This window comes from Enterobacter cloacae complex sp. OE43NF (genome assembly GCF_023544405.1).
GTDB lineage: Bacteria > Pseudomonadota > Gammaproteobacteria > Enterobacterales > Enterobacteriaceae > Enterobacter > Enterobacter cloacae.
The window spans coordinates 61691-79185 of record NZ_JAMJFW010000022.1 but is presented as its reverse complement, the minus strand read 5'-3'; the positions used below and the strand labels follow the sequence as shown (position 1 = coordinate 79185).

Annotated in this window: 9 protein-coding genes and 1 pseudogene; 8 read left to right on the top strand and 2 right to left on the bottom strand. The window is 55.2% G+C overall.

The genetic code is table 11. The annotated features are described in order from the left end of the window. The first annotated feature begins 155 nt into the window (after positions 1–155). Together rcsD and rcsB are read left to right on the top strand one after the other, a co-directional pair. Positions 156–2828 carry a phosphotransferase RcsD gene (gene rcsD / locus M8370_RS12485; RefSeq protein WP_044157961.1) on the top strand — a complete coding sequence of 891 codons (2673 nt, stop codon included), beginning with the start codon at positions 156–158 and terminating at the stop codon, positions 2826–2828. A gap of 16 nt (positions 2829–2844) precedes the next feature. Continuing rightward, positions 2845–3495, top strand: a complete 651-nt coding sequence (gene rcsB / locus M8370_RS12480; RefSeq protein WP_003859405.1) for a response regulator transcription factor RcsB — start codon at positions 2845–2847, stop codon at positions 3493–3495. Positions 3496–3583: 88 nt separating this feature from the next. On the opposite strand, the gene rcsC is transcribed toward rcsB, so the two are convergent. Continuing rightward, complete coding sequence (gene rcsC, locus M8370_RS12475) at positions 3584–6430, bottom strand: two-component system sensor histidine kinase RcsC (protein ID WP_020690666.1); 2847 nt, start codon at positions 6428–6430, stop codon at positions 3584–3586. Positions 6431–6565: 135 nt separating this feature from the next. Then, positions 6566–9202: a DNA topoisomerase (ATP-hydrolyzing) subunit A gene (gyrA, locus tag M8370_RS12470; RefSeq protein WP_013098009.1), complete on the bottom strand. Its 2637-nt coding sequence runs from the start codon at positions 9200–9202 to the stop codon at positions 6566–6568. Between the two features lie 146 nt (positions 9203–9348). Between gyrA and ubiG the strand changes: the two genes are divergently transcribed. The 6 genes and pseudogenes from ubiG (at position 9349) to M8370_RS12440 (ending at position 17464) form a co-directional block, all read left to right on the top strand. After that, entirely contained in the window at positions 9349–10077 is a 729-nt protein-coding gene (ubiG, locus tag M8370_RS12465; protein WP_020690665.1) for a bifunctional 2-polyprenyl-6-hydroxyphenol methylase/3-demethylubiquinol 3-O-methyltransferase UbiG, read from the top strand. A gap of 348 nt (positions 10078–10425) precedes the next feature. Next, a complete protein-coding gene (gene nrdA, locus M8370_RS12460; RefSeq protein WP_020690664.1) occupies positions 10426–12711 on the top strand; it encodes a class 1a ribonucleoside-diphosphate reductase subunit alpha in 2286 nt (761 codons plus the stop codon). Between the two features lie 107 nt (positions 12712–12818). Then, positions 12819–13949: a class Ia ribonucleoside-diphosphate reductase subunit beta gene (gene nrdB, locus M8370_RS12455; protein WP_013098012.1), complete on the top strand. Its 1131-nt coding sequence runs from the start codon at positions 12819–12821 to the stop codon at positions 13947–13949. Then, on the top strand, positions 13949–14203 hold the full coding sequence (gene yfaE / locus M8370_RS12450; RefSeq protein ID WP_038983987.1) for a class I ribonucleotide reductase maintenance protein YfaE: 255 nt from the start codon (positions 13949–13951) through the stop codon (positions 14201–14203). Before nrdB ends, yfaE begins: the two co-directional genes overlap by 1 nt. 119 nt (positions 14204–14322) lie before the next feature. Further along, positions 14323–16014, top strand: a pseudogene (locus M8370_RS12445) (GMC family oxidoreductase). Further along, positions 15908–17464, top strand: a complete 1557-nt coding sequence (locus tag M8370_RS12440) for a GMC family oxidoreductase (protein WP_250021126.1) — start codon at positions 15908–15910, stop codon at positions 17462–17464. Before M8370_RS12445 ends, M8370_RS12440 begins: the two are co-directional and overlap by 107 nt. Positions 17465–17495 lie beyond the last annotated feature (31 nt).

The following is a 17495-nucleotide window of genomic DNA, read 5'->3' as shown; positions in this document are numbered from 1 at the left end:
CACCTCGGGTATGTACACATTTAATACAGACCATTCAGTAGTACTCACAGAGGAAAAAGTCGCGTGTTCAAAGGCTATGAGGCTGGAAATTCAGTTATTACCCTTTATACTGCCCTATCGCCATAAAGCACGGCCATTACGGGTTAAACATATCAATGAGTCAGACTGAAACTACCGCCCCGAGCAAATTCTCCCTTCTCCCCGGGAGCATCACCCGTTTCTTTCTTCTTTTGATCGTTGTGCTGTTGGTCACGATGGGGGTTATGGTTCAGAGCGCGGTGAACGCCTGGCTGAAGGATAAGAGCTATCAGGTCGTTGATATCACGCATGCCGTGCACAAGCGCATTGACACCTGGCGCTACGCCACCTGGCAGATTTACGACAATATCGCGGCCGCCCCGGCGACGTCCTCAGGCGAAGGGCTGCAGGAAACGCGACTGAAGCAGGACGTTTACTACCTGGAAAAGCCGCAGCGCAAAACGGAAGCGCTTATTTTCGGCTCGCACGACAGCGCGACGCTTGAGATGACGCAGCGCATTTCAACCTATCTCGATACCCTCTGGGGTGCCGAGACGGTGCCATGGTCGATGTACTATCTGAACGGTCAGGATAACAGCATGATCCTGATTTCGACCCTGCCGCTTAAAGATCTCTCCTCGGGTTTTAAAGAGACGACCGTGGGCAGCATAGTCGATTCCCGCCGGGCAGAAATGCTGCAGCAGGCGAACGCCCTTGATGAACGCGAAAGTTTCTCTTCCCTGCGCCGTCTGGCCTGGCAAAATGGCCATTACTTTACCCTGCGCACCACCTTTAACCAGCCAGGACATCTGGCGACGGTTGTGGCGTTCGATCTGCCAATTAACGATCTGATCCCGCCGGATATGCCGCTCGACAGCTTCCGCCTGGAGCCGGACAGCAGTACCCAGAACATGCGTGCTACCTCGGATAAAGAGGCCGCAGAAAGCGTTTCTATCTCCTTTAACGGCTCGAAGATTGAAATTGCCTCTTCGCTGAACTCAACCGGTATGCGCCTGGTGTGGCAGGTGCCGTTTGGCACGCTGCTGCTCGACACCCTGCAAAATATCCTGTTACCGCTGCTACTGAATATTGGGCTACTGGCGCTGGCGCTGTTTGGCTACAGTACGTTCCGTTTCCAGCCCGGGCGTCAGAGCGATGCCTCAACGGTCCCGGCCGGAACCAGTAATGAATTGCGCGTATTACGCGCCCTGAATGAAGAAATCATCTCAGTACTGCCGCTGGGTGTGCTGGTTCACGACCAGGAAGCCAACCGCACGGTGATGAGCAATAAAATTGCCGACCATCTGCTGCCGCATCTTAACCTGCAGAACATCACCACCATGGCGGATCAGCATCAGGGGGTGATTCAGGCCACCATCAATAATGAACTGTACGAGATCCGTCAGTTCCGCAGCCAGGTCGCCTCCCGCACGCAGATCTTCATTATTCGCGATCAGGATCGCGAAGTACTGGTGAACAAAAAACTGAAGCAGGCGCAAAGACTGTATGAGAAAAATCAGCAGGGTCGCGCCGCGTTTATGCAAAATATTGGTGATGCCTTCAAACAGCCATTAAGAACGCTGGCGACGCAGGCGGCGGCGTTGAGCACGCCTGAAAGCCAACAGCTGGCAAGCCAGGCGGATTCGCTGGTGCGGATGGTGGATGAGATCCAGCTCGCGAACATGCTTGAGAACGACTTCTGGAAAGGCACGCCGACCCTCTTCTCGATTCAGGATCTGATTGACGAAGTGGTGCCGGAAGTTCTGCCGGTGATTAAGCGCAAAGGTCTGCAGCTGCTGATCAACAACCACCTGCCGGCCAACGACGAACGTCACGGCGATCGTGAGGCGCTGCGTCGTATTCTGCTGATGATTATTCAGTACGCCGTCACCACCACGCAAATTGGCAAAATCACGCTTGAGGTCAATACCGACGAGTCCGCGGAGGATCGTCTGACGTTCCGTATCCTCGATACCGGTGAAGGCGTTACAACCAGTGAGATTGATAATCTGCACTTCCCGTTCCTGAACGATACCCAAAGCGATCGCTACGGTAAGGCCAATGCCCTGACCTTCTGGCTGTGCGATCAGCTGGCACGCAAGCTTGGCGGCCATCTGAACATTAAAGCCCGTGAATCACTTGGCACCCGTTATTCGCTGCACGTAAAAATGGCCGCCAATCCTCAGGAAGAAGATGAAGAACGCCTGCTGGACGATGTGGTTGTGATGGTGGATGTGACCTCGAACGAGATCCGCAATATCGTGGTACGCCTGCTGGAAAACTGGGGTGCGGCCTGCATCACGCCGGATGAAAGACTCTCAAGTCAAGAATTTGATCTGTTTTTAACTGATAATCCGTCTAATCTTACTGCCTCCGGCTTGCTTTTAAGCGATGATGAGCCAGGCGTGCGAAAAATCGGCCCAGGCCAGCTGCGCGTCAACTTTAATATAAGCAATGCGATGCAGGAAGCTGTACTACAACTAATAGAAGAGCAACTGGCGCAGGAAGAGATAGCGGAATCCCCGTTAGGCGGCAATGAAAATGCCGAGCTTCACGCCAGCGGATATTATTCACTCTTTGTTGATACAGTACCAGATGATGTTAAGCGGTTGTATACTGAGTCCGCTGCGAATGATTTTGCAGCGCTGGCGCAGACAGCACACCGGCTTAAAGGGGTGTTTGCCATGCTTAATCTGGTTCCCGGCAAGCAGTTATGTGAAACGCTGGAACATCTAATTCGTGAGAAAGATGCCTCTGGCATTGAAAAATACATCAGCGACATTGACGCCTACGTCAAAAGCTTGCTGTAGCAAGGTAGCCTAATACATGAACAATATGAACGTAATTATTGCCGATGACCATCCGATTGTACTGTTCGGTATTCGCAAATCACTTGAACAGATCGAGTGGGTGAATGTAGTCGGTGAATTTGAAGACTCTACAGCACTGATCAATAACCTCCCAAAACTTGATGCACACGTGCTCATTACCGATCTCTCCATGCCTGGAGACAAATACGGTGATGGGATCACGCTCATCAAATATATTAAACGTCACTTCCCGGACATCTCGATCATTGTTCTGACCATGAATAATAACCCGGCGATTCTGAGCGCCGTGCTGGATCTGGATATCGAAGGGATTGTACTGAAACAGGGCGCACCAACTGACCTGCCTAAAGCGCTGGCTGCGCTGCAGAAAGGCAAAAAGTTCACCCCTGAGAGCGTCTCTCGTCTGCTGGAAAAAATCAGTGCAGGTGGCTACGGTGACAAACGTCTGTCGCCAAAAGAGAGCGAAGTTCTGCGTCTTTTCGCTGAAGGTTTCCTCGTGACCGAGATTGCCAAGAAGCTGAACCGCAGTATTAAAACCATCAGTAGCCAGAAGAAATCAGCCATGATGAAACTGGGCGTGGACAACGATATCGCGCTGCTGAACTATCTCTCCTCCGTGACGCTGAGCGCGACGGATAAGGATTGATCCAGGACGGGTGTGCGTTCTGATGCCCTCACCCCGTCCCTCTCCCACGGGGAGAGGGTGAAAAGTAAAAGGCCCTTACGGGCCTTTTTTATGTCCGCGTTTTTCTCACGCGATCCGCGTAAATCGACAATGTCTGCTTCAGTACGTCCAGCGTAACCGGTTTCGACAGACAACTGTCCATTCCTGACTCCAGGCAGCGCTGTTTCTCTTCCGCCAGCGCATTCGCCGTGACGCCAACCACCGGCAACGTCAGACCAAGCTGGCGGATACGCTGCGTCAGACGATAGCCGTCCATATTGGGCATATTCACGTCGCTGAGAACGATATCAATATGGTTTTTACTGAGCACATTCAGCGCATCCACGCCGTCATTAGCGGTCTTACATTGATAACCCAGCGAGCCCAGCTGGTCAGCCAGCAGGCGACGGTTAATCGGATGGTCATCCACGACCAGAATCATCATATCGTCGTTCACCGACGCCAGCGATTCCGGTGACGGCAGGGTCGCCGCGCCATCGTTCTCTTCGAGCTGCACGCTGTAGATGCGCGCCAGCAGCCCCAACAGCTCATGTGGCGTCGCCACACTGTGAACCCACTCGCCCGGCGCACGCTCAACCGGAATACCGATGTGACGACGACAAAACATCACCACGCCCCTTCCCTGCCACGGTTGCGCCAGCGTGTCATCGGTGATCAATACATCGTCCACGTCCGGCGTCTGGCCTTCATAACGGGAAACCCGCACGCCGCTGTGGTTCAGCAGTGCCGTCAGATAATCATTCAGCGAGGCGTTGTGCACCGCCAGCCAGCAGCGCTTATCGCTCAGGCCGTCAACCGTCGTTTTCGCCGGATACTGCGCAGAATAGAGCGGAATACGAATGGTGAACTGGCTGCCCATACCGGGTTCGGTATCCACCGAGATATCGCCGTCCATCATGCTGACGAGCTTCTCACAAATTGCCAGCCCCAGTCCGGTCCCCTGGAAGTTACGCTGCACGCCGGTACCAACCTGGAAGAACGGGTCAAACAGACGAACCACTTCCTTCGCCGGGATCCCAACGCCGGTATCACGCACGCGAATGCTCAGGTAGTCCCCTGCCCGGCACACATGCAACACGATACAGCCAATGTCGGTGAACTTGATGGCGTTACTGAGCAGGTTCGAAATGACCTGCTGCAGACGCATAGGATCGCCATGCAGCGTCAGCGGTACGTCTGGCTCAATAAAGCAATAGAGACCCAGCTGTTTACGTACCACCAGCGGCAGATAGTTGGCGCTGATGTGGTTCATCACCTCGCGCGGAGAGAACTCGCGCGGTTCAATTTTCAACTGCTCGGACTCAATTTTCGAGAAGTCGAGAATGTCGCTGATGATTTTCAGCAGCAGGCTTGAGGAGTTGTTCATCGCCGTCACCAGGCGATCAACGCCTTTCGGCAGCTCTTTGGTTTGCAGCAGATCGAGGTTGCCGATAATCCCGTACAGCGGCGTACGCAGTTCGTGACTGACGGTGGCAAGGAACATGGATTTCGACTGGCTGGCCTGCTCTGCCGCCTGGGCCATCTCCTGCAAAGACTCTTCCATCTTCACACGTGCGGAGACATCCACCAGCACGCAAATCGCCACGTTTTCATTGCGATAGCGCGAATGCACGAAGCTAATTTGTAAGTTGGTGTGGGTGCTGGTCAGCACGTCGACAAAATTCACCTGCTGACCACAGATAATTTGCGTCAGCCTTTGCCGGTCCTCGTGCGTCAGCATGTTCAGGTAGTTATGCGCCAGTTCATTACTGAGGATATTGGTGCCGTCCTGGGTGCGCAGGATACAGATCCCCACCGGTGCGGAGGCAACAATCTTACGGTTAAACTGCTCGTGTTCCTCCAGACGCTGGGCATCACTTTCAGCGGGGATAAAAATCTTCCGCTCATACATCCGCGCCAGGGTAAACAGCGCGCCACCGGCCAGCACGTTCAGCAGGATGGCATTCATGATAAGAATACGGATCCGCTCAAGCACCATATCCACAGGCAGGGAATAGACAATACTCAGCGACGATGGCGGTAAGCTTTTCTTCAGCACCAGCTCACGGAATCCTGAGGTATAGCCAAACCACGAACGCTCCTGCATCCAGTGCGGATCGACGTTCAGGCGATTATCCGGCCCGGTGAGTGAAATCAGGGGATGGCCGTTCTCATCCAGAATGGTCACTCCCATCGGCAGGCTGCCCGGCGTGAAGAAGTTTTCCATGCGGATGGTCTGTTCAATGCCCAGCAGCGCCTGCAGGCGATTGCCCAGATAAACCGGCGTCAGCGCATAGAAATAGCCCACACCCATGCGCGGCCCCTGGCTTATCCAGAAGATGTTATTCCCGCGCTCGTCCTGCGGCGCATTGCGGTATTTCAAAATGCGTTCATGCAGGCTTTTCAGCGCATCATCACGTTCAACGGGCACATCGCGCAGGCCAAAGTCGGCCATGCAGAGGTTTTCACTGCCAATCAGGAATACGCGGTTCAGGTCATAGGCGGCGGAGAAGTTGTCGCGCCAGTAGCGCATAAACCAGGAGAGCGATTCCAGGGAACCGCGCCAGGTGTTGCTCATGGCGGAGCAGTCGGAATCCGGGAACAGCGGCTCGAAATCCGGTACTTCGGTTTTATCATTACGCCCGCGGATGGCAAGAATACCGTTTTCCGCCGTCAGGCGATTTTCGGCAATGTACTTCAGCTCCTTCATCACGTCGGAGGTGCGCTGAATATAGCGCTGGGCCTGATCGGAACTTAGGTTAAATTCCTGACGGATCTCCGCTTCTTTCTGGTGCAGCGCGTTGACGATGTAAAACACCGAGGACAAGGCCACCAGTAACCAAAGCAAGAGCGCCAGCGCCCGAAACAGATAGCGAGAGACTTTCAGCGTGGTTCGAAAGGAGACGAGGTATTTCAAAGGGGCGAGGCTCCGCCGTCGGGGTCAAAAAGAATGTGGTTAAGGTAGCGGTAAACGCGGCTTGTCGCAACGTTGACTTGTCTGCATCTGCAAAAGAAAAGGGCCGGAATCCGGCCCTTTATGCGTCAGGAGACATTACTCGTCAGCGTCATCCGCTGCATCATCGTCGGTGTCCACTTCCGGTGCGATGTCATCATCACCTTCCGCGACGCTACCGTCGATGGAGTCGAGCTCTTCGTCGTCCACCGGCTCAGCAACACGTTGCAGACCCACCACGTTTTCATCTTCCGCCGTACGGATGAGGATAACGCCCTGGGTATTACGACCCACCACGCTAATCTCCGACACGCGGGTACGCACCAGCGTACCGGCATCGGTGATCATCATGATCTGATCGGCATCGTCTACCTGCACCGCGCCCACAACGGAACCGTTGCGCTCGGTCACCTTGATAGAGATAACGCCCTGCGTGCCACGCGACTTGGTTGGGTATTCCCCTTCCGCGGTACGTTTACCGTAACCATTCTGCGTCACGGTCAGGATAGCCCCTTCTCCGCGCGGAATAATCAGAGAAACGACGCTGTCTTCGCCCGCCAGTTTGATACCGCGAACGCCCGTTGCGGTACGACCCATTGCGCGGACGGCGTCTTCTTTGAAGCGCACCACTTTACCGGCTGCGGAGAAGAGCATGACTTCATCTTTGCCTGAAGTCAGATCGACGCCAATCAGCTCATCGCCTTCGTTCAGGTTCACCGCGATGATACCGGCAGAACGTGGACGGCTGAACTCGGTCAGCGCGGTTTTCTTCACGGTACCGCTGGCGGTCGCCATAAAGACGTTCACGCCCTCTTCGTACTCGCGTACCGGCAGAATGGCGGTGATACGTTCGTTCGCTTCCAGCGGCAGCAGGTTAACGATCGGACGACCACGTGCACCACGGCTCGCTTCCGGCAACTGGTAGACCTTCATCCAGTACAGACGACCCCGGCTGGAGAAGCAGAGGATGGTGTCATGGGTGTTCGCCACCAGCAGACGGTCAATAAAGTCTTCTTCTTTAATACGTGCCGCAGATTTGCCTTTACCACCACGACGCTGTGCTTCGTAGTCAGTTAACGGCTGATACTTCACGTAGCCCTGGTGAGACAGGGTCACAACAACGTCTTCCTGGTTGATCAGGTCTTCGATGTTGATATCTGCGGAGTTGGCGGTGATTTCGGTGCGACGCTCATCGCCGAACTGATCGCGGATCAGCTCCAGCTCTTCGCGGATCACTTCCATCAGGCGCTCTGCGCTGCCCAGGATGTGCAGCAATTCAGCGATCTGCTCCAGCAGCTCTTTATATTCGTCGAGCAGTTTTTCATGCTCAAGGCCGGTCAGTTTCTGCAGACGCAGATCCAGAATCGCCTGGGCCTGCTGTTCAGTCAGGTAGTACTGACCATCACGCACGCCGAATTCAGGTTCCAGCCACTCAGGACGCGCGGCGTCATCACCTGCACGCTCCAGCATTGCCGCAACGTTGCCCAGATCCCACGGACGGGAAATCAGCGCGGTTTTCGCTTCCGCCGGGGTTGGCGCGCGACGGATCAGCTCGATGATCGGATCGATGTTGGCCAGCGCCACGGCCAGTGCCTCAAGGATGTGGGCACGGTCACGCGCTTTACGCAGTTCGAAAATAGTACGACGGGTCACCACTTCGCGGCGGTGACGGACAAACGCGCTTAGGATCTCTTTCAGGTTCATGATCTTCGGCTGACCATGGTGCAGTGCAACCATGTTGATACCGAAGGAGACCTGCAGCTGGGTCTGAGAGTACAGGTTGTTCAGCACAACCTCGCCCACCGCGTCACGTTTGATTTCAATCACGATGCGCATACCGTCTTTATCAGACTCGTCACGCAGCGCGCTGATGCCTTCAACACGTTTTTCTTTTACCAGCTCGGCGATTTTTTCAATCAGTCGCGCTTTGTTCACCTGATACGGGATCTCGTGAACAATGATGGTTTCACGGCCGGTTTTGGCATCTGCTTCCACTTCGGCGCGGGCACGGATGTAAATCTTGCCGCGACCGGTGCGGTACGCTTCTTCAATACCACGACGACCGTTGATGATGGCCGCCGTCGGGAAGTCCGGGCCCGGGATGTGTTCCATCAGCCCTTCAATGCTGATGTCTTCATCGTCGATATAGGCCAGGCAGCCGTTGATCACTTCGGTGATGTTGTGCGGCGGAATGTTGGTCGCCATCCCTACGGCGATACCGGACGAACCGTTCACCAGCAGGTTAGGGATCTTCGTTGGCATGACGTCAGGAATTTTTTCCGTGCCATCGTAGTTATCAACGAAATCAACCGTCTCTTTTTCCAGGTCGGCCATCAGCTCATGGGCAATTTTCGCCAGACGGATTTCCGTATAACGCATTGCCGCGGCGGAGTCGCCGTCGATAGAACCAAAGTTACCCTGACCATCTACCAGCATGTAACGCAGCGAGAAAGGCTGCGCCATACGAACGATGGTGTCGTACACCGCGGAATCACCATGGGGATGGTATTTACCGATTACGTCACCAACGACACGGGCAGATTTTTTGTAGGCTTTATTCCAGTCATTGCCCAATACGTTCATGGCGTATAGTACGCGACGGTGTACCGGCTTCAGGCCATCGCGGACGTCCGGCAGCGCACGGCCAACAATGACCGACATCGCATAGTCCAGATAGGAGCTCTTCAGCTCTTCCTCGATGTTAACCGGTGTAATTTCTCTCGCAAGGTCGCTCATCTAACCGCTATCCCTCTACTGTATCCCGGATTCAAAGGTCGCAAATTATAACACAGCCGCGGTGATACAGGTAAACCTATACGCTTTATTCACAGGGATTGCCTGATATACTCATTCGTCTTGCTAAATAAGGAGTAAAAGCGCCCATGAATGCCGAAAAATCCCCGGTGGCTCACAACGTAGACCACGAAGAGATTGCCAAATTTGAAGCGGTGGCGTCCCGCTGGTGGGATCTCGAAGGTGAGTTCAAACCTCTGCATCGCATCAACCCGCTGCGTCTGGGCTATATCGCGGAGCGTTCCGGCGGTCTGTTCGGTAAAAAAGTGCTCGATGTCGGCTGCGGCGGCGGCATCCTGGCAGAGAGCATGGCGCGCGAAGGGGCCACCGTCACCGGCCTGGATATGGGTTTTGAACCGTTGCAGGTTGCCCGTCTGCATGCCCTGGAGTCCGGGATTCAGGTGGAGTACGTGCAGGAAACCGTTGAGGAACACGCGGCAAAACATGCGCACCAGTACGACGTGGTCACCTGCATGGAGATGCTGGAGCACGTTCCCGACCCGCAGTCCGTCGTCAATGCCTGCGCAAAACTGGTGAAACCGGGCGGCCAGGTCTTCTTCTCCACCATCAACCGTAACGGCAAAGCCTGGCTGATGGCCGTCGTCGGCGCAGAGTATGTACTGCGCATGGTGCCCAAAGGTACACACGACGTGAAGAAATTCATCAAGCCTGCCGAGTTACTGGGTTGGGTTGACCAGACGTGGCTCAAGGAGCAGCACATCACCGGTCTGCACTACAATCCGCTGACCGATAAATTCAAACTCGCCCCGGGCGTGGATGTTAACTATATGTTGCACACCACCGCCAAAAACGACTAACGTCATCCATTATTCTTATAAAGATTGCGCGACATCATGTTGCGCAATTCTGACCTCCCGTTGAAGAAATCAGCACTCGATCAAATTTTGAATTTTTTTTCTTAATTATTGACATCTCTTCCAGGCCTTACAGCATGAGGACTTAGCCTTTTTTACCCTTTCACAACCTCAATTTAACGTCAAAATCAACCCTTGTACTGAAAAGAATCCTTACTAGAATACTCACCATATAGCGTTTCTCTTATCGCAAACCCCCTATATGTAGTATTTATCCACAGAGTTAGTCACAAGGCGGATCTGTGGATAAACGGGGGATATTTTTTTATTTCACGGACAGGTAAAACCCACATGAATCAGAGTCTGCTGGTGACAAAGCGCGACGGTACTACCGAGCGTATCAATCTGGACAAAATCCATCGAGTTCTCGACTGGGCAGCAGAAGGCCTGAACAACGTATCTATCTCCCAGGTTGAACTGCGTTCCCATATTCAGTTCTACGACGGCATCAAAACGTCTGATATCCACGAAACCATCATCAAAGCGGCGGCGGATCTGATCTCCCGCGAAGCGCCGGATTATCAGTACCTCGCTGCACGTCTGGCGATTTTCCACCTGCGTAAAAAAGCCTACGGCCAGTTCGAGCCGCCTGCGCTTTACGACCACGTGGTGAAAATGGTTGAGCTGGGTAAATACGACACGCATCTGCTGGAAGACTATACGGAAGAAGAGTTCGAGCAGATGAACGGGTTTATCGATCACTGGCGTGATATGAACTTCTCCTACGCAGCGGTGAAACAGCTCGAAGGCAAATACCTGGTCCAGAACCGTGTCACGGGCGAAATCTACGAGAGCGCCCAGTTCCTCTATATTCTGGTGGCCGCCTGCCTGTTCTCAAACTACCCGCGTGACACCCGTCTGGAATACGTAAAGCGTTTCTATGATGCGGTCTCTACGTTCAAGATTTCTCTGCCGACGCCGATTATGTCTGGCGTGCGTACCCCAACCCGTCAGTTCAGCTCCTGCGTACTGATCGAGTGCGGTGACAGCCTGGATTCCATCAACGCGACCTCCAGCGCGATTGTCAAATACGTCTCCCAGCGTGCCGGTATCGGTATCAACGCCGGTCGCATTCGTGCCCTGGGCAGCCCAATTCGCGGCGGTGAAGCGTTCCATACCGGTTGTATCCCGTTCTACAAGCACTTCCAGACGGCAGTAAAATCCTGCTCTCAGGGCGGCGTGCGCGGTGGTGCGGCAACCCTGTTCTACCCAATGTGGCACCTGGAAGTCGAAAGCCTGCTGGTACTGAAAAACAACCGTGGTGTTGAAGGTAACCGCGTGCGTCACATGGACTACGGCGTACAGATCAACAAACTGATGTACACCCGTCTGCTGAAAGGTGAAGACATTACCCTGTTCAGCCCGTCCGATGTCCCGGGTCTGTATGACGCGTTCTTCGCCGATCAGGACGAGTTTGAACGTCTGTACACAAAATACGAAAAAGACGACAGCATCCGTAAACAGCGCGTGAAGGCGGTCGATCTGTTCTCCCTGATGATGCAGGAACGTGCCTCTACCGGCCGTATCTACATCCAGAACGTTGACCACTGCAACACCCACAGCCCGTTTGATCCGGTTGTTGCGCCAGTGCGCCAGTCTAACCTGTGCCTGGAGATCGCCCTGCCGACCAAACCGCTGGAAGACGTGAACGACGAAAACGGCGAAATCGCGCTGTGTACGCTGTCTGCGTTCAACCTGGGCGCGATTAAGAGCCTGGACGAGCTGGAAGAGCTGGCAGTGCTGGCCGTCCGTGCGCTCGACGCCCTGCTGGACTACCAGGATTACCCAATCCCGGCGGCGAAACGCGGCGCAATGGGCCGTCGTACGCTGGGTATCGGCGTCATCAACTTCGCCTACTGGCTGGCGAAACACGGTAAGCGTTACTCCGACGGCAGCGCGAACAACCTGACCCACGAAACGTTCGAAGCGATCCAGTATTACCTGCTGAAAGCGTCTAACGAGCTGGCGAAAGAGCAAGGCGCATGCCCGTGGTTTAACGAAACCACCTATGCGAAAGGCATTCTGCCAATCGACACCTACAAGAAAGACCTGGATGCGATTGCAAACGCGCCGCTGCATCTGGACTGGGAAGCACTGCGCGAGTCCATTAAGACTCACGGCCTGCGCAACTCCACGCTCTCTGCCCTGATGCCGTCTGAGACCTCTTCGCAGATCTCTAACGCCACCAACGGCATCGAGCCGCCGCGCGGTCACGTCAGCATTAAAGCGTCGAAAGACGGCATCCTGCGCCAGGTGGTGCCGGATTACGAACTGCTGAAAGACAACTACGAGCTGCTGTGGGAAATGCCAAACAATGACGGCTATCTGCAGCTGGTGGGTATCATGCAGAAATTCATCGATCAGTCGATCTCTGCCAATACCAACTACGACCCGACGCGTTTCCCGTCTGGTAAAGTGCCAATGCAGCAACTGCTGAAAGACCTGCTCACCGCGTACAAATTTGGCGTGAAAACTCTGTATTATCACAACACCCGTGATGGTGCAGAAGACGCGCAGGACGATCTGGCACCGTCAATTCAGGATGATGGCTGCGAAAGCGGCGCATGTAAGATCTAATAAATCCCCTCATCCTAACCCTCTCCCACAGGGAGAGGGAACTCTTTCCCCCTCTCCCTGTGGGAGAGGGCCGGAGTGAGGGGGAAATAACACCACAGGACACACTCATGGCATATACCACCTTTTCACAGACGAAAAACGACCAGCTCAAAGAGCCGATGTTCTTCGGCCAGCCGGTCAATGTGGCACGCTACGATCAGCAAAAATATGACATCTTCGAAAAGCTGATTGAAAAGCAACTCTCCTTCTTCTGGCGTCCGGAGGAAGTGGACGTTTCCCGCGATCGTATCGATTTCCAGGCGTTGCCGGAGCATGAAAAACACATTTTCATCAGCAACCTGAAGTACCAGACGCTGCTGGACTCCATTCAGGGCCGCAGCCCGAACGTTGCCTTGCTGCCGCTGATCTCCATTCCGGAACTGGAAACCTGGGTGGAAACCTGGGCGTTCTCGGAGACGATCCACTCCCGCTCTTACACCCACATCATCCGCAATATCGTTAACGATCCGGCGGTGGTGTTTGACGATATCGTCACCAACGAGCAGATCCAGAAACGCGCGGAAGGGATTGCCCACTACTACGACGAGCTGATCGAGATGACCAGCTACTGGCACCTGCTGGGCGAAGGGACCCACAACGTGAACGGCAAAACCGTCACCGTGAACCTGCGCGCGCTGAAAAAGCAGCTGTACCTGTGCCTGATGAGCGTTAACGCCCTGGAAGCCATCCGCTTCTACGTGAGCTTTGCCTGCTCCTTTGCGTTTGCCGAGCGCAAGCTGATGGAAGGTAACGCCAAAATCATCCGTCTGATCGCCCGTGACGAAGCCCTGCACCTGACCGGCACCCAGCACATGCTGAACCTGTTGCGCAGCGGTGCAGACGACCCGGAGATGGCGGAAATCGCTGAAGAGTGCAAGCAGGAGTGCTACGACCTGTTCGTGCTGGCCGCACAGCAGGAGAAAGAGTGGGCAGACTACCTGTTCCGCGACGGCTCCATGATTGGCCTGAACAAAGACATTCTGTGCCAGTACGTTGAGTACATCACCAACATCCGTATGCAGGCGGTCGGTCTCGATCTGCCATTCCAGACGCGCTCCAACCCGATCCCGTGGATCAACACCTGGCTGGTGTCCGATAACGTGCAGGTGGCGCCACAGGAAGTGGAAGTGAGTTCTTACCTGGTCGGTCAGATTGATTCTGAAGTCAACACTGACGACCTGAGCAATTTCCAGCTCTGATGACGCGCGTAACGCTGAGGCTTTCGGGCACAGAAGTGCTGTGCCAGGAAGAGCACCCTTCCCTGCTGGCAGCCCTTGAGGCGAATCAGGTGACGGTAGAGTATCAGTGTCGTGAAGGCTATTGCGGCTCCTGCCGCTGCCGCCTGGTCACCGGCCAGGTGGACTGGCTGACCGAACCGCTGGCCTTTATCAATGAAGGGGAAATTTTGCCCTGCTGCTGCCGGGCAAAAGGTGATATTGAAATAGAAATATAGCGCCAACCCCTCCTTTCGGGTTCGTGATTTACGAACCCGTGATTCGCCTTTCCTCACCTGTTCACCCCTCCTCATGCCGCTTACTCTAACGGTATATCCACCTGAGGAGGCCATCAGCAATGTCCGTTTTATCCTTAGAACAGTTCATGACCACGCCCCCTGAGCAGATGCCCTACGATATTATCATTGTTGGCGCGGGCTCTGCCGGGGCAGTGCTGGCAGCACGTCTTAGCGAAGATGAGCAGACACGTGTTCTGCTGCTGGAATATGGTCCGTCATTTGATCCCGATGGCTATCCGGAACTGCTTTACAGCGGCAATATTATCGCGGCGAATGGCGATCAGCGATATGAATGGGGCTATTACGCCAGCCCGGTCAGCCAGCCCGATCCCGTCTATACTCCGCGCGGCAAAACCCTCGGCGGAAGTTCAGCCATTAACGCCGCCGTCGCCTGCCGGGCGCTCCCCTGTGATTTCGAACGCATCACGGCAAAAGGGCTTAAGGGCTGGAAATATGAGGATGTGCTGCCCTACTACAAAAAGATGGAAACCTACCCTTTGGGTGAGGATAAATATCACGGTCGTGAAGGTCCACTTCCGATCCATCAGATGACATTAGAGGAGATCACCCCAGTTCAGCGGGCCACCCTGGAAGCGGCGTGGCAGCTGGGTTTTGCGCGGGTTGAAGACTTTAACCACCCAGAAGCTAACAACGGCGCCGGGCCCAATCCGATGAATATCATTAACGGCGTTCGGGTGAATACCGGAATGGCATGGCTTACCCGCAAGGTGCGCCAGCGCCCGAACCTGACCATCGTGTATGGGGCGCTCACGGACAAGCTGATCGTTGAGGGGAACCGGGTCAAAGGCGTGCAGCTTGCCGACGGGAAACAGTGCTTTGCCCGCCAGACAATCCTCAGCGCCGGCGCCTATGGTTCCGCCGCGATATTGCTGCGCTCAGGCATCGGCCCACGCCACCATCTGGAATCGCTGTCGATCCCCGTCGTGAAAGAGGCCCCGGTGGGTGAGCGTCTGCGGGATCACGCCTTCTACTGGATCAACTTCGCCGGAAAAGCCGAACTTAAGGGCCACGAGCATCCGGTTGTCGCCGCACAGATCTGGACGAATTCAAGCTTTGCCAAATCAGCCCGCGAAATGGACATTGCCATTTCCCCTTCGCATCTGTTACCTGCAGACCTCAGCCCAACCGGCGTCGCCTTCTCCCTCGGGCTGGAACTCATGCATTGCAGCTCCACAGGCTACATCCGCCTGAAGAGCCGTGACCCTCGCGATGCACCGGAAATAGCGCTTAATCACCTGACGACAGAAGATGACATGCGCCGGATGGTCGAGTGTTTTCGTCTGGCACGCCTGCTGGCGGATATGCCGCCGCTGCGCCAGCTCATTGAGTACGAAATCAGCCCCGGAGCCTCGGTCGGGGATGATGAATCTGACATTCGCCAGGCTCTGGCGCAGGGGGTTAGCACCCTCCAGCACCCCTGATCCACCGCACCGATGGGGCCCCCTGATGACCCCTATGCCGTGGTGGATGAAAACGGGTGCCTTTACGGTCTGCATGACTTACGGGTCATCGACGCATCGATCTTGCCCGAAATCCCGCTCATCAACCTCAATCCGACCATCATCATGATGGCAGAAAAACTGGCTGATGCGCTGCGTAACGATATTCATGAGGAGAGGAAAAATGGTATCCATCAAGCCGGAAAACAGCGCCAGAATAATGAAACAATCGTACGACGTCATAGTCGCAGGCGGTGGTTCAGCGGGTGCGGTTCTCGCCGCACGTCTTAGCGAGAAACCTGACTGCCAGGTATTGCTGCTGGAGGGCGGCCCCGTCTTTGCCCCCGATGGCTGGCCGGATGAACTGACGCAAAGTCACTCTGTTGGCGGCGGTGATTACGTCTGGGAACACGGCGCGGCGACGGGAACCGATCATACATCTGGTCATCTGCGGGCCAAAGTGCTCGGTGGCGGCTCCACGATCAACGCAGGCGCGTTTGTTCGCGCCCCTAAATCCGATTTTGACCGCTGGGTAAAGCGCGGCCTGAGCGACTGGTCGTTTGATAAGGTTTTACCGTGGTTCAAACGGCTTGAAAATGCCGACTATGGCGACGATCGCTGGCATGGCCGCCACGGTCCCGTTCCGGTGCGATTACCTGCGCTGGAGACACTCAGTCCGGCAAGTCAGGCGTTTTATCACGCCTGTCGCGCTCACGGCTTTGCCGCCATTGACGATATTAACGGCGCACAACAACACGGCGTCGCCATCTATCCACTGAATGTTGTCAACGGCATCCGGCAAAACACTGGCATGGTCTACCTGACGGCGGAGGTTCGGGCGCGCAAGAATCTGTCAATTGTCGGCATGACGGTTGTGGATAAAGCGCTGATAGACAATTCGCGGGTGAACGGCATACAGCTTGCGGATGGGACACGGATCGCTGCCGACTGCGTGTTCCTTTGTGCCGGTGCGGCCGGTACGCCAGCCATTCTGTTACGCTCCGGCATTGGTCCTGCTGACGATTTACGCCGTCTGGAAATCCCGCTGAAACAGGATCTCCCCGTTGGCCGCAATTTGCAGGAACAACCCGTGAACGGGATCATGCTGGCGACCTCTGCAGAACATGCCAGCTATCCCCCAATAGGTGCAACGCTCTGGACGCAATCTTCGCTGGCCGCAGCCGACGAACTGGATCTGTATATCAGCAATAACCACTTCGTCGATCCGGGACTATTTCCACACGGGGCGGGTTTCCAGCTCTTTTTCACCGTGGCTCGCCCCTGTGCCCGTGGGCGTCTGACACTGACGAGCCGCAATCCGCTGCTCGCCCCCAGCATCGATCTCAATCTGCTGGGCGACGAGCGCGATGTCATGCGGATGGTCGAAGCGGTGAAGTTGTCCCGGGCACTGGTGCAGGAAGGTCCGTTGCAGGCACTGGTTACTGGCGAAGTCCCGGCAGTTAAAGGCGGTAAACTCGCCAAAACAGACCAGCAGATAGCAGAGGAGCAGCGTGCGACGGTGAAAAGTAATCTACACCTCAGCGCGACAGCACCGATGGGTAAAGAAAGCGATCCGGCAGCAGTCGTGGACGCGTGCGGCAACGTCTTCGGCATTAACGGGCTGTTTGTCGTCGATGCCTCGCTGTTCCCGGACGTTCCCTCTCAGGCGACTAACCCGGATGTGATCATGGCGGCAGAATATCTCGCCAGCCGTTTTTCCGGCTCCCTGAACGGCGCATAGTAAACCGAATAAGCCATAAAGGAGCGCCTGT